Here is an 18267-nt window from a genome sequence, read left to right on the forward strand (position 1 = left end):
GCGAACTCGTGTGACGGCGGGGGCAGTTGGCAGTCGGCGAGCCTAGGGTGACCACTGTTGACAGTTCATCCGCCTGGGGAGTGCGGATGCTTCACAGAGGGGATCATCCATGCGTACTTCGGCTCTGCCCGCCGGGAGACTCCGGCGCGCCCTGGTGGGCGTCGCGGTGGCCGGCGGCCTGCTCGCCGTCGCCGCCCCCGCGCAGGCCGCCCCCGGGGACCCGGTCGCCGTCAGTTCGTACGCGTACACGAGCGCCGCGGGCGACTACATAGGCGACGGCAAGTCCGCCTCGTACAAGGCACCGGACACCGCCCTGCGGATCAGCGGCACCGCGGAGGACGTGACGGTGGAGCTGCCCGACGCGAACTGGGAGGTCCAGCTCGCGGCGCCCAAGGGCGAGAAGCTGCACCCCGGCGTCTACCGCGACGCCGAGCGCGCGGACTTCCGCACCGGCCGCGCCCCCGGCCTCGAAGTGACCGGCGAGCACCGTGGCTGCAACCGGGTCTGGGGCCAGTTCTCCGTCCACCAGATCGAGACCGACGCGTCGGGCGACGTCACCCGGCTCGATGCCACGTTCACGCAGCACTGCGAGAGCGCCACGGCGCCCGCGCTCAAGGGCACCGTCAAGTACGACGCGTTCCCGCTCTCGTACAGCTACAAGAGCGACGCGGACGACTGGATCGGGCAGGGCACGGCCGGGACGCACACCGGGGCCCGCAGCACCTTCCTGCTCGACGGGAACGTCCGCACCGGCTTCCGGTACGCCGTCGAGGGCAGGCGCGAGGACTGGACCGTCCGCTTCTACGTGCCGGAGGGCGACAGGCTCGAAGCGGGCCGCACCTACACCGTCACGACCGAGAAGGGCGGCCTGTCGATGCACGGCAACGGCCGTGGGTGCGGTGAGGCGAGCGGCAGCCTGACCGTCACCCGCCTCGCCACGGCGGACGACGGCACCATCAAGGCGCTCGCCGCCCGCTACAGCCACTACTGCGGAGGCGGGGAAGCCGGCATGCACGGCACCATCCACTACTACGCCTGACCCCGCCCCCGCCAGGCCGCCCGAGCGTCAGAGGCGCTCGGGCGTCCTGATGCCCAGCAGGGCCATGCCCTGGTGCAGCGTCCGTGCCGTGATGTCGCACAGGAACAGGCGGTTCTCGACCTGTGCCGGGGAGTCCGCCTTCAGGACCGGGCACTTGTCGTAGAACGACGTGTACAGGGAGGCCAGCTGGTAGAGGTACGCGGCCAGCTTGTGCGGCGCGTACTCCGCGGCGGCGTCCGCGACCGTGTCGCCGAACGCGTCCAGGTGGAGGCCGAGCGCCCGCTCCGCCGCGTCGAGCGCCAGCTCCGGACGGGCGGCGGGGCGGATCTCGCCGGCCTTGCGCAGGATCGACTGGATGCGCGCGTACGCGTACTGGAGGTAGACGGACGTGTCGCCGTTCAGGGACACCATCTGGTCGAGGTCGAACTTGTAGTCGCGGTTCGCCGACGTCGACAGGTCCGCGTACTTCACGGCGCCGATGCCGACCTGGAACGCCCGCTCCTGGATCTCGTCCTCGGTGAGGTCCCGCGCCTTCTCCCGCACGACCTCGGCGGCGCGCTGCACCGCCTCGTCCAGCAGGTCCTCCAGCCGCACCGTCTCGCCCTCACGGGTCTTGAACGGCTTGCCGTCCGCGCCGAGCACCGTGCCGTAGCCCATGTTGTGCGCGGTGACGTCGTCGTTCAGCCAGCCCATCCGGCGGGCCGCCTCGAAGACCATCTTGAAGTGCAGCGACTGGCGCACGTCCACCACGTACAGCAGCGTCGTGGCGTGCAGGCCGACGACCCTGTCGCGGATCGCCGAGAGGTCGGAGGCCGCGTATCCGAAGCCGCCGTCCGCCTTCTGGACGATCAGCGGGACCGGCTGGTCGTCCTTGCCCTTGATGTCGTCGAAGAACACGACGAGCGCGCCCTCGGAGCGGACCGCGACGCCCGACTCCTCCAGGAGCCGCGCCGTCTCGGCCATCATGTCGTTGTACGCGGACTCGCCGACGATCTCCTCGTCGCGGACCTCCATGTCCAGCTTCTCGAAGACCGAGTAGAAGTAGACCTTCGACTCGTCGACGAACCGCTGCCACAGGTCGAGCGTCTCCTTGTCGCCGGACTGGAGCGCGACGACCCGCTTGCGGGCCCGCTCCTTGAACGCCTCGTCCGCGTCGAAGACCGCGCGCGACGCCTTGTAGATCCGGTTCAGGTTCGACATGGCCTGCTCGCCGTCGACCTCGTCGGCCGGGGCCAGCTCGCCCGGGTTCTCGATGAGGTACTGGATGAGCATGCCGAACTGGGTGCCCCAGTCGCCGATGTGGTGGCGGCCGATCGTCTTCTCGCCCGTGAAGTCCAGCATGTGGCGCAGGGCGTCGCCGATGACGGCCGAACGCAGGTGGCCGACGTGCATCTCCTTCGCCACGTTCGGCTGGGCGTAGTCGATGACCGTCGTGCCCGCGTGCGGGTTCAGGGGCACGCCGAGCCGGTCGCCGTCGGCGGCGCGGGCGGCGAGCGTCTCGACGATCGCCTTGTCGGTGACCGTCACGTTCAGGAAGCCGGGGCCCGACACCTCGACGTCGGCGAGCAGGTCGCCGGCGGTGATCTTCTCGACGACCTGGGTGGCCAGCTCGCGCGGGTTGGCCTTGGCCTTCTTCGCGAGCGCCAGGATGCCGTTGGCCTGGAAGTCGGCCCGGTCGCTACGTCGCAGCAGCGGATCCGCGGAACCGGCCTCCGGCAGGGCAGCCGAGAGGGCGTCCGCGAGGCGCTGGTGGACGGAGGCGGTGAGGGACGTGACCGAGGCCATGAATGGGTGCCGTTCTGCTCGGGTGCCTGGGTGTGCTGAAGCTACGAAAACCGAGTATCCCACGCGGTGAAAAGCGGTTTTCGCGGTTACGGGGCGACCTGGGAGAATGGCTCCGACAAGCGGTACTCACATAGAAGAGGAAAGGCGTGCCGATCGTGGCTCAGAGCACCGATACCACCGACTGGGTCTCCCGCTATGCGGATGAGGTCATCGCCGAGTCGGAGCGTCGTGCCCCGGGCGCGAAACAAGCCGGTGCCGAGGCTCCGGTGGTGGTCGTCGCCTCCGGTCTCTCCCCGTCCGGCCCGATCCACCTCGGCAACCTCCGCGAGGTCATGACCCCGCACCTGGTCGCCGACGAGATCCGCCGCCGCGGGTACCAGGTCCGCCACCTGATCTCCTGGGACGACTACGACCGGTACCGCAAGGTCCCGGCCGGCGTCCCCGGCGTCGACGAGTCCTGGGCCGAGCACATCGGCAAGCCGCTGACGTCCGTCCCGGCCCCGGCAGGATCCGCGTACCCGAACTGGGCCGAGCACTTCAAGGCCGCGATGGCCGAGGCGCTCACCGAGCTCGGCGTCGAGTACGACCCGATCAGCCAGACCGAGCAGTACACCTCGGGTGCCTACCGCGAGCAGATCCTGCACGCGATGAAGCACCGCGGCGACATCGACGCGATCCTCGACCAGTACCGCACCAAGAAGGACCCCGCCAAGGCCGGCAAGGGCAAGCAGCAGCAGAAGCCCGTCGACGAGGCCGAGCTGGAGGCCGCCGAGGGCTCCGGCGCGGCCGGCGAGGACGACGGCTCCGGCGGCTCCGGCGGGTACTACCCGTACAAGCCCTACTGCGGACAGTGCGAGAAGGACCTGACCACGGTCGTCTCGTACGACGAGGAGAGCACCGAGCTCGTCTACACCTGCACGGCGTGCGGCTTCGGCGAGACCGTCCTGCTCAGCGAGTTCAACCGCGGCAAGCTGGTCTGGAAGGTCGACTGGCCCATGCGCTGGGCGTACGAGGGCGTGATCTTCGAGCCGTCCGGCGTGGACCACTCCTCGCCCGGCTCGTCCTTCGTCGTCGGCGGCCAGATCGTGCGGCAGATCTTCGACGGCGTGCAGCCCATCGGCCCCATGTACGCCTTCGTGGGCATCTCCGGCATGGCGAAGATGTCGTCCTCCAAGGGCGGCGTGCCGACCCCGGCCGACGCCCTGAAGATCATGGAGGCGCCGCTGCTTCGCTGGCTGTACGCGCGCCGCAGGCCCAACCAGTCCTTCAAGATCGCCTTCGACCAGGAGATCCAGCGGCTCTACGACGAGTGGGACAAGCTGGAGGCGAAGGTCGCCGACGGCTCGGCGCTGCCCGCCGACGCCGCCGCGCACTCCCGCGCGGTGCGGACCGCCGCCGGTGAGCTGCCGCGGACCCCGCGCCCGCTGCCGTACCGCACGCTGGCCTCCGTCGCCGACATCACCGCGGGCGCCGAGGACCAGACGCTGCGCATCCTGCGCGACCTCGACCCGTCCGACCCGATCACGTCCCTCGACGAGGCCAGGCCGCGCCTGGACCGCGCCGAGAACTGGATCACCACCCAGGTCCCGGCCGAGGCCCGCACCATCGTCCGCTCCGAGCCGGACACCGAGCTGCTCGGCTCGCTGGACGACGCGGGCCGTGAATCGCTCCGCCTCCTCCTGGAGGGCCTGGACTCGCACTGGTCCCTGGACGGCCTCACCCACCTCGTCTACGGCGTGCCGAAGGTGCAGGCGGGCTTCTCGGCGGACGCGACGGCGAAGGAGCTCCCGCCGGAGATCAAGGTGGCGCAGCGCTCGTTCTTCGCGCTCCTGTACCGCCTCCTCGTCACCCGGGAGACCGGCCCGCGGCTGCCCACGCTGCTCCTCGCGGTCGGCGCGGACCGCGTGCGCAAGCTGCTGGCGGCCTAGCGCCCCGGTGAGACAGCAAGGCCCCGTTCCGGTTGGAACGGGGCCTTTGCCGTGCGCGGTGCATCCTTCGGACTACCGCGGATTCGGCCGGAGGCAGGACGTGCGCCCCGGAACCGCGGCCGATCATGGGCGTATGAGAGAAATCATCGCCATCGTCGGCTGGGTCGTGGGAATTCAGGGCGGCCTGGGCGTCGCCGGACGGATGTTCGGCGACGGCCCCTGGGGCATGCTGCACAAGTGGTGGGACGTGCCCACGCCGCTGTACGCCGCGCTCTTCGTGGTGGGCGCGGGGCTCGCCCTCTACGGCGAGACGACGAAGCACCGGCGCAGGGCCCGCGCCTGAGAGCCCGTCTTCGGCAGGATCAGGCCACGGTCGCGCGCCGCCGGGGCGCGGACAGGGCCGGCAGCAGGACGGTGACCGCGGCCACGGCGGCGAGGACCCAGAACGCCCGGTCGCCGTCGTGCGACGACGAGGTGGCGACCGCCGCGGACAGGGCTGCGATGCCGTTGACGCCCGCCGCCGAGCCGATGTTGCGCAGCATCGTGGCCGCCGAGGTCGCCACCCCGAGCTGCGCGGGCGGCGACTGGTCCTGGATCAGGGCGAGCGTCGCCGCCGTGACCGCGCCCGTGCCGATGCCCGCCAACAGCCCGGACAGCCACGGGAGTTCACCGGTGGCGCTGAGGGCGGCGCTGCCGAGGAGCGCGAGCGCGCCCGCGACCATCGAGGGACGGTAGCCGTGCTTGGCGATCAGGCCGCCCGTCACCGCGCTGCCCGCCACCCAGCCGAGCGCCGAGAGGCCGACGACCACGGCGACCCCCGCGGTGGACATGCCCCGTTCGGCGAGCCGGACGGGCAGCACGGTCACCGTGGCGTACATGACGACGCACGCGCCGACGGTGGCGAGCGCCGCCCCCGCCGACGGCGTACGGGCGAACATCTGCCGCGGTACGAGGCTGCCGCCGAAGCGGCGCACCAGCGCCAGGGCGAGCAGCCCCACGGCCACCGCGGCCGCCCCGCCGACGTTCCCGATGCCGAGCGAGCTCCCCTGCAGACCGCAGAGGAACAGCGCGGAGCCGCCGGTGACGAGGGCGTACTCCCCGACCGGGAAGCCCTTGCGCGCGGCCGAGTCGTCCTCGCTGCCGGCGCGCCGGGGCAGCGCGACCGCGATCGCGACGACGACCAGCACACACAGCGGCACGTTGACGAGGAACACCCAGCGCCAGCCCCACGCCTCGGTGAGGCTCGCGCCGACGACGGGGCCGAGCACCGCCGCCACGCCCCAGACCATGCTCAGCATCGACTGCGCCTTGGCACGCCGCTCGGGCCCGAAGACCCGGCCGACGATGACGTAGCTGGACACGACGATCGCCCCGGCGGTCAGCCCGTGCAGGACGCGCGCCGCGACCAGCACCCCGAAGGAGTCGGCGAGCCCGGCGACGACGGACGCGGCGAGGAAGACGACGGTCGCGCCGATGGCGAGCACCCGGTCGTCGAGCCGGTCGGAGACCCAGCCCGCGAGCGGGGTGCCCGCGACCTGGGCGAGCATGAACCCGGACACCAGCCAGGCGTATCCGCCGCCGGAGCCGCCGCCGACGTCCGCGAGGACGCTGGGCAGCACCGTGCCCATCACGGTGGCGTCCATGGCCGCGAGGAGCAGGGCGAGCACGGCCGCCGCCACCGCGATCCGGCCCGTGGCGGCGGCGCGGTCCGCCACCGGGGCCTGCGGGGCCGCGTCCGCGCCCACCGTCGACGAGGTCACTGGGGAGCCCCGACGAGCGGCGGTACCGGGGCGGCGAGCGGCGGAATGCCCGCCGCGTGCACGCGCGCGGTGCCGGAGAACGCGGTGATCATGTCGCTGAGTTCGTCGTCGAGGATCTCGTCGACGGTGTGCAGCGTCCCGTCGGCGGCGAAGACCTTGCCGCCGAACGCCTTGGTCATCTCCAACTGGACGGCGGCGGCCGGGTTGCCCGTCACGAAGTCGACGCCGAGGATACGCTCGGTGGCCGCCTGGAAGGAGTCGGCGAGCTTGCGGTTCAACCCCTCGATCTGGTCAAGGAGTTCGCGTACCCGGGCCTGCTGCGGCGCGGTGAGCGCCGGGTAGATCAGCTTCATGGCGACGTGGTCGATCTTCACGTGCCGGGCCTCGTCGAGGCCGTGGGTGTGCAGGAGCCGGGTGAAGAACCGCTCGCGGCCCGGGTCGAGGGCGTCGGCGCGGTGCTCGAAGACGGTGATGACGGATTCGCCGACGTACGCCGAGCAGCACAGGGCGACCAGCTTCACGTACGGGTGGTCGTCGGTGCGGAAGACGTCGAGGCGCTCGTCGAACAGGGCCTTGTCGACGCGCGGTTCGCTGCCGGACAGCGCGCGCACGTACCGGTAGAAGGTGTTCGCGTGCTGGATCTCCTCGGCCGCGAAGCATGACAGGGCGTGGTGCAGCTCGTGGCCGACGTTGACCGCGTCCCGCAGGTCGTGCAGCTCGCCCATGACCATGGCCATGACCGTGCTCACGTGCCGTTCGATCTCGGCGAGCTGGGCGAGTTCCTTGGTGAGGTAGGCGACGGCCTGCTCCTCGTGGCCCGGTTCGCCGTACGCGACGGTGGAGACGTACGCCAGCTCCTCGGGGGTGCGTGCCTCCGCCCAGTCGAAGGCGCCCGGGTGGAACGTGTTGATGTGGGCGAGCCGGGTCACCGAGGCCAGCTCGGTACGGACGGCGTCCGCGATGGCGTCGAACTGGTCAGGCGTTGTCATTCTCGTACTCCTTGTAGCCGTCCTGGATGCCGATGGAGATGTCGCGCAGGCGCACCCAGCCATGGGCGATGAAGTCGCTGTCGCGGAGCTTCTCGATGAAGTAGTAGTAGGAGGTGAGGTCGTCGGTCTCCACGAACAGGAAGTCCGAGTAGTCGGTGGAGAAGGCCTCGGCGTCGAAGTGGCGCACGGACAGCTTGTCGGCGAAGGGCCCGACGATCTCCTGCTGGAAGACCTGCTCGTTGGCGTTGCGCTCGTCCCTGCTCAGCCGCAGCCACGACGCGTCGAATTCGTAGCGGATGACGATGCCGTACTTCATGGTCAGCTCCTGGCGTAGCTCTGTGCGTTGAGGATGGTGCGGTCGGGGTCGGTGATGGCCCTGCGGCCGTGCATGACACGGGAGTTGTCGATGAGGACGATGTCGCCGTCCTCCCAGGCGATCTCCTCGGTGACGGCCTCGGTGACCTCGGCGTACTCAGCGATCACGGCGTCGGGGATCGGGGAGCCGTCGGCGAAGCGGATCTCGGGGGCCTCGTAGTTGAAGGAGGGGCCCAGCAGGCTGTTGGCCCACGCGGTGCGGGACGACCAGCGGGTGGGGTGGGCGACGTACACGGTGTACGTGTAGGTCAGGCTGCCGTCCGCTTCCTCGGTGAAGGTCGCGTCCGCGCCGTCATTCGCCAGCGCGTACAGGCTGGACACCTCCATCTGGCCGGGTTGCATACCGCCGCCCGCGAGGTGCGCGGCGAGCCGCTGCCACATCTCCTTCGGGACGTTGCGCGTGTACTTCACCGGCTGGGCGGCGAACAGCTCGCGCGACCGCTCGGAGAGGGCGTCCCAGACCCGGAACCCGTCACAGACGGTCGTCTCCGAGCCGGACCTGGCCGCCTTGACGCAGTGGAACCACAGCAGGTCGGGGGCGAACGGCGTCGCCCCGTTCTCCAGGTGCAGGCCGATCGGGTCGTGCCCGGAGTCGACCTTCTGCGCGGCGTCGCCGTGGAAGGTGCGGGCCGGGTCGAGCGTCGTACGGGAGCTGTAGCGCCGCACGAGTGCGTTGAACTCCTCGACACCCGGGGCGAAACCGCGGATGAGGAGGTGACCCGCGTCGGCGAGAAGCTGGTCGAGGCCGGCCTCGTACAGCTCCCCGAAACCGGCCGTCCCGTCGACCGGATTGATCATCATCCCGTCCCCGTCACCGATGGACGTCAGACGAAGGGTGTTGCGGGTGAGTGTTGCCATGGAAAGCGATCCCCCTGTTGATCGGTTGCTGTGTACTCGGGTACGCCGACGCTGCGCTGAGCTGGCGCTGTGGTGCGCCGGCGCTGCGTTGAGCTGGCGCTGTGCTGCGCCGACGCTGCGTTGAGCTGGCGCTGTGTTGAGCTGGCGCTGTGCTGCACCGACGCTGGGTTGCGCCGGGCGCTGCGTTGAGCCGGGCGCGCTGGGGCGTGCCCGGCGCTGTGGTGAGAGGCGGGTTGCGTCGAGGCGGGCACCGTCGACAACCGCGCGTCGCCGCCAGCCGTGGGCTGCCGCCTGTCGCGCGTCGCCGTCAGCCGCGCGCTGCCGTCAGCCGTTGCCGTCAGCCGCGCGTTGCCGTCAGCCGTGGGCTGTCGACAGCCGCGGGCCGTTGGCAGCTGTGGGCTGCCGCGGGCTGTGGTCAGCCGTGGGCCGTCGACAACCGCGTTGCCGTCAGCCGTTGCCGTCAGCTGCGCGCTGCCGTCAGCCGCACGCCGCCGGCAGCTGTGGGCTGCCGCGCGCTGCTGGCAGCCACGGGCTGCGGTCAGCCGCGAGGTGTGGCCAGCCGCGTGCCGTCGACAGCCGCGCGCCGTCGGTAGCTGTGGGCTGCCGCGAGGTGCGGCCAGCCGCGCGCTGCTGACAGCCACGGGCTGCGGCCAGCCGTGAGGTGTGGCCAGCCGCGTGCCGTCGACAACCGCGCTGCCGTCAGCTGCGCGTTGCCGTCCGCCGCGGGCTGTGGTCAGCCGCGTGCCGTCGTCAACCGCGCTGCCGTGTGCCGCGAGGTGCGGTCAGCCGCGCGCCGCCGTCTGCCGCGGGCTGCGGTTAGCCGCGCGTCGCCGTCAGCAGCGCGCTGCCGGAGCAGCGCCCGCTGCCGTCTACCGCGGGCTGCCGCACGCCGCCACTGCCGCACGCCGCCGACTGCCGCGGGCTGCCGTCAGCCACGGGCTGAGGTCAGCCGCGTGCCGTCGACAACCGCGTTGCCGTCAGCTGCGCGTTGCCGTCAGCCGCGGGCTGTGGTCAGCCGCGGGCCGTCGCCAACCACGTTGCCGTTAGCAGCGAGGTGCGGTCAGCCGCGTGTCGCCGTCAGCTGCGCGTTGCCGTCAGCCACGGGCCGTCGTCAACCGCGCTGCCGTTAGCAGCGAGGTGCGGTCTGCCGCGCGCCGCCATCAGCGTGCGCTGCCGTCAGCCGAGCGTCGCCGTTAGCAGCGCGCTGCCGTCTGCCGCAGGCTGCGGTCAGCTGCACGCCGCCAACTGCCGCACGCCGCCGTCTGCCGACTGCCGCGCGCCGCCGTCTGCCGGCTGCCGCACGCTGCCGACTGCCGCGCGCTGCGGTGCACTGCGGGCTGCGGTCAGCCACGAGGTGCGGCCAGCCGCGTGCTGTCGACAACTGCGGGCTGCCATCAGCCGCGTGCTGTCGACAACCGCGCGCTGCCCTCAGCCGCGTGCCGTCGACAACCGCGCGCTGCCGTCAGCCGCGAGGTGCGGTCAGCCGCAGGCTGCCGTCTGGCGCGGGCTGCCATCAGCCGCGCGCCGTCGACAACCGCGTGCCGCCGTCAGCCGCCAGGCGAGGGCAAGGCGGTCGCCACGAAGTCCTCGTAGAGGAGCTGTCGCCGGGGGCGGCCGGTGACGGTGAAGTATTGGGTGCGGAAGGCGCGGTCGTCCTGGACGACGACGAACGTCTCGGGGCGGTCGGTCTCGGCGAGGTGTGCCTCCGCGTACGCCCGGGCCTGCTCCCGTGCCGTCTCCGCCGCCACGTCGTCCGGTGTGACGAGGACCGCGACCAGGTGTTCCATGCCCTCGCCGAACACGACGGCGTCGACGACGGCGGAACAGCTGCGCAGATTCCCCTCGACCCACTCCGGAGAAACGTTTCTGCCATGACTGGTGATGATGACGTTCTTCAGCCGGCCGAGGATCCGGATGTACCCGTCCTCGTCGATCTCCGCCCGGTCCCCCGTGTGCAGCCACCCCTCCGCGTCCACGGGACGGCTGGTCGGGTCCTCCACGGTGTACCCCGCGAACAGCGACGTCGACGTGACCAGAAGCTCCCCCTCCGCCGAGAGCTTCACCCGGCAGTGCGGCAGCGGTCTGCCCACCGTGCCGGGCCGCCAGTGCTCGGGCGTGTTCCAGGACACCACCGAGCTGTTCTCCGAGAGGCCGTACCCCTCGTGCACCCGCAACCCGGCCGCGTCGAGCCGCAGTTGCGCCTCTACGTCGACGGGTGCGCCCCCGGCCATCAGGAACGGCCGCTGCCCCGTCCCGAGCAGCGTGTCGGCGTCCGCACCCGGCTCCCGGACGGCCTTGTCGAGCGCGCTCACCGCGGCGGGCGGCAGCACGGCGGCGGTCGGGCGCGCCGCCCGCATCCACCCCACGACGTCGTCGGCGCGGGACCCGGCGGTGCCGAGGAGCGCGGCCGTGTCCGGCAGCAGGATCATCCGGCCGCCGCTGAGCAGCGGCAGGTACACCGCGGTGACCTGCTCGATGAGCAGGCTGAACGGTACGAGTGACAGATAGCGCGCGTACACGCCGGGTGGGGAAACGGAGTGCAGCGACTCCAGCAGCGCACCGAGGGCCCTGGCCCTGATCTGCACGCCCTTGGGCGTCCCGGTGGTCCCCGACGTATGAATGATCTTGATGATGCGCTCGTCGGAGGGCGCGGGCAGCAGCCGGGGATCGATGTGGGCCCCACCCGCGTGTTCGCCGATCGGGATGATCGTGAGCGCTTCGGCGAGGCCCCACTCGTGGAGCTTGCGGGCCCCGGCCTCGTCGGCCAGACACAGGCGGACCTCACGCAGCAGCGACGCGGCCTGCCCGGCGGAGAACGCCAGCGGCACCGGCACCTCCACCAGACCGCCCAGCAGGAGCGCCAGGTCGGCGGCGACCCACTCGGGTCCGTTGCCCGCGACGAGCCCGATCCGGGCACCGGACGGCGTGGCGTACGGGCTGCCCGGCTCGGACAGGGAGCGGTGAAGTGCCGCCGCCCACCGGGCGATCCGGTCGTACGTGTACGTCTCCGCGGTCGTGCCGTCCGCGGCGAGCCGCTCGACCAGGACCCGGTCGCGGTGCTCGGCGGCCAGCAGACTGTCCCGCACGGCCTTCATCGGGCGTCCACCCCCTGCCCGGCCCCGGCCAGCGCGCTCTCCTGCCCCCAGGTGACGGCGAGGTGGTAGCCCGCGCCCGCCTGCCGGCCGAGGCCCGCGTCGAAGGCGCGCAGGTCCACATAGCCGGCGACCGGAGCGGTGTCGTAGTACGTCCCCCAGTTCCCCCGCTGCTCCGGCGGGAGCGAGTCCTCGCGGGCCTCGGCCACACCGGTGAACTGAATGCCGATACGGGCCAGCATCCGCGCGAGCGGGGCGGTGACGGTGCACAGCAGGTACGAGGCGCCGTTGCACCAGACCAGCGCCGGCACCATCCGGATCAGCTCACGGCCGGCCCCCGCCTCGCGCGAGGCGAGCGGACCCACCTCGATCAGGTCGGCGGGCCGGCACTTCTCTCCCGACCGCTCGGCGAGCAGGTCCGTCACCGGGCCGCCGAGGTAACTCTCGATCAGCAGGTCCTTGGTGCCCCCGTAGGTCAGACCCGCACACGCCAGCGGAACCGGCCCCCCGGCGCTCCCCATGTCCGCGGTACTCCCCGTGTCCGCGGCTCCCTCCGTGTCCGCGCACAGAGCGATGTAGCAGTCCGGCGACGGCTCGATCCGCGCCTGGTAGTCGCGCGCGTAACGATCCTTCGCGAGATCGGTGCACGCCTGCCACAGCTCACTGCCGCGGCGGGCGATGTTGATGCGCATAGCCCCTCCATTCGCATCTGCCCAGCCCGGCGGCTGAGCACGACTCAATTATTGACTACTGGTCGTTTTTTGACGCCCAGTTCATTTAATGAGTCGGCAAAGAGATGGTCAGAGCTTGGTGAGTGGAGGGGAGGGGAGGGGGTGGGGGCGCTACCGGCCGCCCGTCTCGTAGTCGCGGGTGACGTCGCCGACGATGTCGACGACGACCTTGTGGATCTCCGCCAGCTCCGCCTTGTCCAGCTTCGGCCAGCCGAGGCCGCCCATCATCGACGCCATGACGGCGAGCCGGCCGTCCAGCTGCTCCGCCTCGGCCCACAGGAAGCGGCGGGAGAGCAGATGCATCGCCGCGTACCCGAGGATGTAGGCGCGCAGGGCGTCCACCGCCACGTCGGTCGGTACGTCGGGATTGCTGTACGCCCCGTCCGTCACCGTCCGCTGCACGGCGAAGCCGACCACCTGCGCCATCTGGGATTCGACCAGGTCGCGCCGGGTCATCCGGTCCTCGGAGGCCGTCCGGCAGACCGCGTCCGTGCGTGCGGTGATGCTGCACTCGAACAGCACGGGGGCCACCACCGCGTGGTGCAGATACGCGAAGGCCATGCCGTACAGCGCCCGTACGCCGCTCCACGGCAGGTCCGCGATGGCCTGGAAATAGCGCAGCTGGCGGCGCGCGCTCTCGGCGGACAGCTCGATGAGCAGGTCCTCGCGGCACGCGAAGTGGTTGTAGACCGTGCCCTTCGAGTAACCCGCCTCCTGGGCGAGCTTCCCCAGCGTCAGGTTGTGGAAGCCGTCCCTGCTGATCATGTCCAGCGCCAGGCGCACGAGCGCCTGGTCGCGCTCCGCCACTTCTCGTGTCTTCCTCTGGGATGTCCGCATGAGGAAATTATGGGTGACCGATGGTCGGGAATCGACCCTTAGTCAAAAGTTTGCCTAGGCGATGTGGTCTTCCACGAACTCGTTCTCCAGGCGGGCCGAGAAGCGGTCCATGTAGTTGTTCAGCTCGCGCGACTGGAGGCGCAGGCCGAACGCCGCCTCCGCGTTCGCCGCGAACGCGCCGGGAGTCGGCATGCCCTCACCCTCTATCGACTGACGGAACACCTGGTACAGGTCCTCGTCGGAAGGGGCGGGAGCGGGAGTGGGACCCGGGGCGGGGGCGGTGCCGGGGTCCGGCTGCGGGATGCCGTCGCCGAGCGGACGCGTGCCGCCCGCCCCGTTCGGCACGGGGAACTCCGGACCGTGCTCCCCGTCGGCACCGCCGTCCTGCTGTCCGTGCTGCCGCTCCTGCTCGGCGTACCACTCGTCGTACGGAGCCACGGGCGCGTACGACGCGTTGTGCGCCGCGAACCAGGGGCTCGCGTGGTTGGCCACCGGGAGCGTCTCCTCCGGGTGCTGCGGCTCCGGCTCCGGTTCCTGCTCCGGCCCCTGGGCGGGCTCGGGCTCGGGCTCGGGCTCGGACTTGGGCTCGGGCCCGGCGGCCAGCTGCGGCTGCTGCGACTCGCCGACGGCCTTCACCGTCGAGACCGCGGGGGCGGGCGGCAGCAGCACCGGCTCGATGCCCGCCGCCGCGAGCCCCGCAGGGGCGGTCTCCGCGAGAGGAACGCCGTAGCGCGCGAGACGCAGCGGCATCAGCGACTCGACCGGCGCCTTGCGGCGCCAGGAGCGGCCGAACCGGGCCTGCAGCCGCGCCTGGTAGACGAGACGCTCCTGTTCCAGCTTGATGACCTGCTCGTAGGAGCGCAGCTCCCACAGCTTCATCCGGCGCCACAGCTTGAAGGTGGGCACGGGCGAGAGCAGCCAGCGGGTCAGGCGCACGCCCTCCATGTGCTTGTCGGCGGTGATGTCCGCGATCCGGCCCACCGCGTGCCGCGCCGCCTCGACGGCGACCACGAACAGCACCGGGATGACCGCGTGCATGGCGACACCGAGCGGATCGCCCCAGCTGGAGGCGGCGTTGAAGAGGATCGTGCCCGCCGTGAGCAGCCACGCCGTCTGCCGCAGCAGCGGGAAGGGGATGCGCAGCCAGGTCAGCAGGAGGTCGAGGGCGAGCAGAACGCAGATGCCCGCGTCGATGCCGATGGGGAACACCGCGGAGAAGTCGCCGAAGCCCTTCTTCTCGGCGAGCTCGCGCACCGCCGCGTACGACCCGGCGAAGCCGATCCCGGCGATGACGACCGCTCCGGCGACGACCACCCCGATGAGTATCCGGTGCGTGCGTGTCAGCTGCATCGCGGCCACCCGCGAACCCCTCCCTGTTCAAGTCCCTGTTTCAAGGCCTGTGTCGGCTTGTTTGCGCTTGTTTGCGAGCGACAGCCTGGCACACGTGTGCGGAAGGTCGTGTGCCGGTACGCCAGAAGCCCGGCCCCACGGGGCCGGGCTCCTTCAACGTGCCTGCTCGCGAAGCGAGTTCACCGGCGCTCTCGTCAGGCCTTGCTGCTGCTCTTCTTCTTGGCCGTGGCGTCGTCGGCCTTCGCGTCGTCCGACTTGCTGTCGTCGGACTTGCTGTCGTCGGACTTCGGCTTCTCGCTCGGGCTGGACGAGGCCTTGCCGCCGCCCTTGCCGCCGTCGCCCTCGTTGGCGGCGACGACCGCCGCGGCGGCCTCCTTGGCCGCCTTCTGCGCGTCCTTCCCCAGCTTGCCGGCGTCCGGGGACTTGTCGCCCGCGAGGCCCGCGCCGTTGAAGTCGACGGTGATGACCGCGTTCTCCACGCGCGTCACGAACGTCTGCTGCTTGAAGGTGTCCTTGTCCTTCTTCAGGTCGTACCGCACGAGGGTCGCCTGCTGGCCGACGCCCTGCACCGGCTCCGCCTTGACGCCCTTCGCGTCCTTCGTCGCCTGGGCGTCCGCGACCTGCTTGGCGTAGCTCTCCTGGGCGCGCTTCGCACCGCTGCCGAGCGAGGGGTCCGACTCGAAACGCATCAGCGAGACGCGCAGCCAGCGGAACTGCGAGCCGTCCACGCCGTTGTTGTCGAGGCTGTCCCAGGAGCAGCTGCCGCGCAGCGCCGTGTCGCTGGACGTGCCCGCCTTGCCTGACTTGTCCTTCGCCTTCGGCACCAGGTCCTCGAGCGTCTTCTTCGACAGGACCTCGCAGGGCTCGGGCAGCTTGGCGTACGCCGCCTTCTCCACGGTCGGAGCCTTGTCGCCGGCCTTGGCCGAGGCCGAGGCCTTCGCGCCCGCGTCCTTCTTGGCCCCGTCGGATCCGGAGTCGGAGCCGGAGTCGGAGGAGCAACCGGCGACGAGGATCGCCGGTACGGCGGCCGCGCAGACGAGGAGGCGGCTGCGGAGCTGTCGCTTTCGCTGTGCAGGTCGGTGCATGGTTCCTTCACTCTGTTCGTCTCGTGACGTCCAGTTCGTCTCGTGACGTCGTCGGGTCCGAGGGGCCACGGTACGCGCATGGGGCGACGGACGACTCCGCTTCACGGCGGCCGGGGCCCCGTCCGCACCCGCCACGCCCGTTCCCTACTCGTCGAACTCCCCGGCCAGCGTGTCGGCCAGTTCCTGCGCCTTGTCCTGCATTTCCTTGCTGTCGGGGACGTCCGTGCGCCGGCCGGGCTGCTCGTCGTACTCGATGGTCACGACGACGTTCGACGTGCGGAACACCACAGTCACGGTGCGGTGACGGGAGGCGGAGGCGGAGGTGGTGAGGGCGTCGTCGAGGAACGCCTCGTCGCCGAGGTCGGTGAGGGTGCGGGGCTCCAGGCCGGGGGGCGGGGTGGCGGCCCCGGACGACTCGGCCCCGGCGTCAGGACTCTCCGACTCCTCGTCGTTGTCGTCCTTCTTGCCCTTCTCGTCTTTCTTGCCCTTGTCGTCGTCGCGGCGGCCGTTCTGCCCGCCCTGGGGCTTGTCGCCCGCGTCGGAGTCCTCGGCGGTGGGAGCCGTGGCGTCCGAGGTCGAGCCGGTCGGCCGGGTGAGGCCCGCCTCGCGCAGTTTCGTCGCGTAGACCTCGGCGGCGCGGGCGTCGTCGCTGACCGTGCCGTCGTACGAGACGACGCGCTCGAAGTCGATCAGCAGATGGTGGGAGGCGCCGGACGACTCGACCTTCCAGCGGCAGCCCACGCGCCGGTCGGTGTCGTACGTCCCCGTCGGCGTGCCCTCGTACGCCTTCTCGCGCTGCTCGGCGTCCTCCATCTCCGCGATGCCGGGCAGCATCGCGTCGAGGGTGTCGGTGTCCACCTCGCCGCAGGGCTCGGGGAGCGTGCGGTACTTGCCGGGCTGGGCGACGGCGGTCGAGCTGCCGCTGTCGCCCGGTTTGGAGTCGTCGCTCCCGGCGTCGCCGGACCCACCGGTGCAGCCGGTCAGCAGCACCGCGATGAGTGCGGCGACGCCGGGTACCCGGGCCTTGGCCTTCCGCTGCACCGTGATGGCTCCTCTCGCCTGGCTCTGCCTGGTTATTCGGTTGCCGCTGGTGGGCGGCCGGTGGACACAATGTGTATCGCACGCGCTGCCGTGGACGCCGGTCCGTCACCCCTTTCATTGACCTTGGCGCCGGTATTTGCGCTTCTGGGCTTGTAGTTGATTACGGTTGATTGAGGATAGTTACGGGGGATGAGGGCGATATGTCGCATGTAGAGGTTCCGGGCGAGAAGGTGCCGATCCGGATGTGGGCGGACCCGGCCACGGTCGAGGACGCGGCGATGCGCCAGCTCCAGAACGTGGCGACGCTGCCGTGGATCAAGGGCCTGGCCGTCATGCCGGACGTCCACTTCGGCAAGGGCGCGACGGTCGGCTCGGTGATCGCCATGCAGGGCGCGGTCTGCCCGGCGGCGGTCGGCGTCGACATCGGCTGCGGGATGAGCGCCGTCAAGACGTCGCTCACCGCCAACGACCTGCCGGGCGACCTGTCCCGGCTGCGCTCGAAGATCGAGCAGGCGATTCCGGTGGGGCGCGGCATGCACGACGACCCCGTCGGTCCCGGGCGCTTCCACGGCATGGCGACGGCCGGCTGGGAGGACTTCTGGGGGCGGTTCGACGGGGTCGCGGAGGCGGTCAGGTTCCGCGAGGAGCGGGCGGCCAAGCAGATGGGAACGCTCGGCTCCGGAAACCACTTCGTTGAATTTTGCATTGATGAGGCCGGGTCGGTCTGGCTGATGCTGCACTCCGGCTCCCGGAACATCGGCAAGGAGCTCGCCGACCACCACATAGGCGTGGCCCAGCAGCTCCCGCACAACCAGGGCCTGATCGACCGCGACCTCGCCGTCTTCATCGCGGAGACCCCGCAGATGGCTGCGTACCGCAACGACCTGTTCTGGGCCCAGGAGTACGCGAAGCACAACCGCGCGATCATGATGGCGCTCTTCAAGGACGTGATCCGCAAGGAGTTCAAGAAGGCCGGGCCGACGTTCGAGCGGGAGATCTCCTGCCACCACAACTACGTCAGCGAAGAGCGCTACGACGGCATGGACCTCCTGGTCACCAGGAAGGGCGCCATCCGCGCCGGCAGCGGTGACTACGGAATCATCCCCGGCTCGATGGGCACCGGTTCGTACATCGTGAAGGGCCTCGGCAATGAGGCGTCCTTCAACTCCGCCTCGCACGGCGCCGGCCGGCGGATGAGCCGGGGCGCGGCGAAGCGCCGCTTCTCGACGAAGGACCTGGAGGAGCAGACGCGGGGCGTCGAGTGCCGCAAGGACTCGGGCGTCGTGGACGAGATCCCGGGCGCGTACAAGCCGATCGAGCAGGTCATCGACCAGCAGAGGGACCTCGTCCAGGTCGTCGCGAAGCTGAAGCAGGTCGTCTGCGTGAAGGGCTGAGCC

The 18267-nt window shown here is 71.0% G+C and carries 15 protein-coding genes; 4 read left to right on the top strand and 11 right to left on the bottom strand.

Annotated features, from left to right (window positions below; all coding sequences use genetic code 11):
* Positions 1–109: 109 nt before the first annotated feature.
* Positions 110–1039: a hypothetical protein gene (locus ACZ56E_RS06010; protein ID WP_471211642.1), complete on the top strand. Its 930-nt coding sequence runs from the start codon at positions 110–112 to the stop codon at positions 1037–1039.
* Between the two features lie 27 nt (positions 1040–1066).
* Here ACZ56E_RS06010 and argS read toward each other — a convergent pair whose 3' ends face one another.
* On the bottom strand, positions 1067–2824 hold the full coding sequence (argS, locus tag ACZ56E_RS06015; protein ID WP_471211643.1) for an arginine--tRNA ligase: 1758 nt from the start codon (positions 2822–2824) through the stop codon (positions 1067–1069).
* Between the two features lie 146 nt (positions 2825–2970).
* On the opposite strand from argS, the gene lysS reads away from it, so the two are divergent.
* Both lysS and ACZ56E_RS06025 read left to right on the top strand, forming a co-directional pair.
* Positions 2971–4752 carry a lysine--tRNA ligase gene (gene lysS, locus ACZ56E_RS06020; RefSeq protein WP_471211646.1) on the top strand — a complete coding sequence of 594 codons (1782 nt, stop codon included), beginning with the start codon at positions 2971–2973 and terminating at the stop codon, positions 4750–4752.
* 133 nt (positions 4753–4885) lie between these two features.
* On the top strand, positions 4886–5095 hold the full coding sequence (locus ACZ56E_RS06025) for a hypothetical protein (RefSeq protein WP_471211649.1): 210 nt from the start codon (positions 4886–4888) through the stop codon (positions 5093–5095).
* A gap of 19 nt (positions 5096–5114) precedes the next feature.
* Here the strand turns inward: ACZ56E_RS06025 and ACZ56E_RS06030 are convergent, their stop codons facing one another.
* The 10 genes from ACZ56E_RS06030 to ACZ56E_RS06075 form a co-directional block, all read right to left on the bottom strand.
* Positions 5115–6512 (bottom strand): MFS transporter, encoded by a 1398-nt coding sequence (locus ACZ56E_RS06030; RefSeq protein ID WP_471211651.1) that lies wholly within the window; start codon positions 6510–6512, stop codon positions 5115–5117.
* Positions 6509–7501 (bottom strand): P-loop NTPase family protein, encoded by a 993-nt coding sequence (locus ACZ56E_RS06035; RefSeq protein WP_471211654.1) that lies wholly within the window; start codon positions 7499–7501, stop codon positions 6509–6511. The genes ACZ56E_RS06030 and ACZ56E_RS06035 overlap by 4 nt, the downstream gene beginning before the upstream one ends.
* Positions 7488–7817, bottom strand: a complete 330-nt coding sequence (locus tag ACZ56E_RS06040; protein ID WP_468604204.1) for a darcynin family protein — start codon at positions 7815–7817, stop codon at positions 7488–7490. Before ACZ56E_RS06040 ends, ACZ56E_RS06035 begins: the two co-directional genes overlap by 14 nt.
* Before the next feature lie 2 nt (positions 7818–7819).
* Positions 7820–8734 carry a TauD/TfdA family dioxygenase gene (locus tag ACZ56E_RS06045; protein WP_471211658.1) on the bottom strand — a complete coding sequence of 305 codons (915 nt, stop codon included), beginning with the start codon at positions 8732–8734 and terminating at the stop codon, positions 7820–7822.
* Positions 8735–10281: 1547 nt separating this feature from the next.
* Entirely contained in the window at positions 10282–11829 is a 1548-nt protein-coding gene (locus tag ACZ56E_RS06050) for an AMP-binding protein (protein WP_471211659.1), read from the bottom strand.
* Complete coding sequence (locus tag ACZ56E_RS06055; protein WP_471211661.1) at positions 11826–12518, bottom strand: thermostable hemolysin; 693 nt, start codon at positions 12516–12518, stop codon at positions 11826–11828. Before ACZ56E_RS06055 ends, ACZ56E_RS06050 begins: the two co-directional genes overlap by 4 nt.
* A gap of 150 nt (positions 12519–12668) precedes the next feature.
* A complete protein-coding gene (locus ACZ56E_RS06060) occupies positions 12669–13394 on the bottom strand; it encodes a TetR/AcrR family transcriptional regulator (protein ID WP_468604212.1) in 726 nt (241 codons plus the stop codon).
* 54 nt (positions 13395–13448) lie between these two features.
* Positions 13449–14744, bottom strand: coding sequence for a DUF2637 domain-containing protein (locus ACZ56E_RS06065; protein ID WP_471211664.1), 1296 nt, complete (start codon positions 14742–14744; stop codon positions 13449–13451).
* Between the two features lie 194 nt (positions 14745–14938).
* On the bottom strand, positions 14939–15829 hold the full coding sequence (locus tag ACZ56E_RS06070; RefSeq protein WP_471211667.1) for a DUF3558 family protein: 891 nt from the start codon (positions 15827–15829) through the stop codon (positions 14939–14941).
* Positions 15830–15973: 144 nt separating this feature from the next.
* Positions 15974–16870, bottom strand: a complete 897-nt coding sequence (locus ACZ56E_RS06075) for a DUF3558 domain-containing protein (protein ID WP_471211670.1) — start codon at positions 16868–16870, stop codon at positions 15974–15976.
* A gap of 200 nt (positions 16871–17070) precedes the next feature.
* Between ACZ56E_RS06075 and ACZ56E_RS06080 the strand changes: the two genes are divergently transcribed.
* A complete protein-coding gene (locus tag ACZ56E_RS06080) occupies positions 17071–18264 on the top strand; it encodes an RtcB family protein (RefSeq protein ID WP_468604220.1) in 1194 nt (397 codons plus the stop codon).
* Positions 18265–18267: the final 3 nt, after the last annotated feature.

It is taken from the genome of Streptomyces sp. NPDC039480 (genome assembly GCF_055597165.1).

Bases quoted from the DNA above. Each gene is read 5' to 3' on its own strand.
- argS (WP_471211643.1), bottom strand. From the start codon at position 2,824: ATGGCCTCGGTCACGTCCCTCACCGCCTCCGTCCACCAGCGCCTCGCG.
- ACZ56E_RS06010 (WP_471211642.1), top strand. From the start codon at position 110: ATGCGTACTTCGGCTCTGCCCGCCGGGAGACTCCGGCGCGCCCTGGTG.
- ACZ56E_RS06065 (WP_471211664.1), bottom strand. From the start codon at position 14,744: ATGCAGCTGACACGCACGCACCGGATACTCATCGGGGTGGTCGTCGCC.
- ACZ56E_RS06050 (WP_471211659.1), bottom strand. From the start codon at position 11,829: ATGAAGGCCGTGCGGGACAGTCTGCTGGCCGCCGAGCACCGCGACCGG.
- ACZ56E_RS06080 (WP_468604220.1), top strand. From the start codon at position 17,071: ATGTCGCATGTAGAGGTTCCGGGCGAGAAGGTGCCGATCCGGATGTGG.
- ACZ56E_RS06060 (WP_468604212.1), bottom strand. From the start codon at position 13,394: ATGCGGACATCCCAGAGGAAGACACGAGAAGTGGCGGAGCGCGACCAG.
- ACZ56E_RS06070 (WP_471211667.1), bottom strand. From the start codon at position 15,829: ATGCACCGACCTGCACAGCGAAAGCGACAGCTCCGCAGCCGCCTCCTC.
- ACZ56E_RS06040 (WP_468604204.1), bottom strand. From the start codon at position 7,817: ATGAAGTACGGCATCGTCATCCGCTACGAATTCGACGCGTCGTGGCTG.
- ACZ56E_RS06035 (WP_471211654.1), bottom strand. From the start codon at position 7,501: ATGACAACGCCTGACCAGTTCGACGCCATCGCGGACGCCGTCCGTACC.
- ACZ56E_RS06055 (WP_471211661.1), bottom strand. From the start codon at position 12,518: ATGCGCATCAACATCGCCCGCCGCGGCAGTGAGCTGTGGCAGGCGTGC.
- ACZ56E_RS06025 (WP_471211649.1), top strand. From the start codon at position 4,886: ATGAGAGAAATCATCGCCATCGTCGGCTGGGTCGTGGGAATTCAGGGC.
- ACZ56E_RS06045 (WP_471211658.1), bottom strand. From the start codon at position 8,734: ATGGCAACACTCACCCGCAACACCCTTCGTCTGACGTCCATCGGTGAC.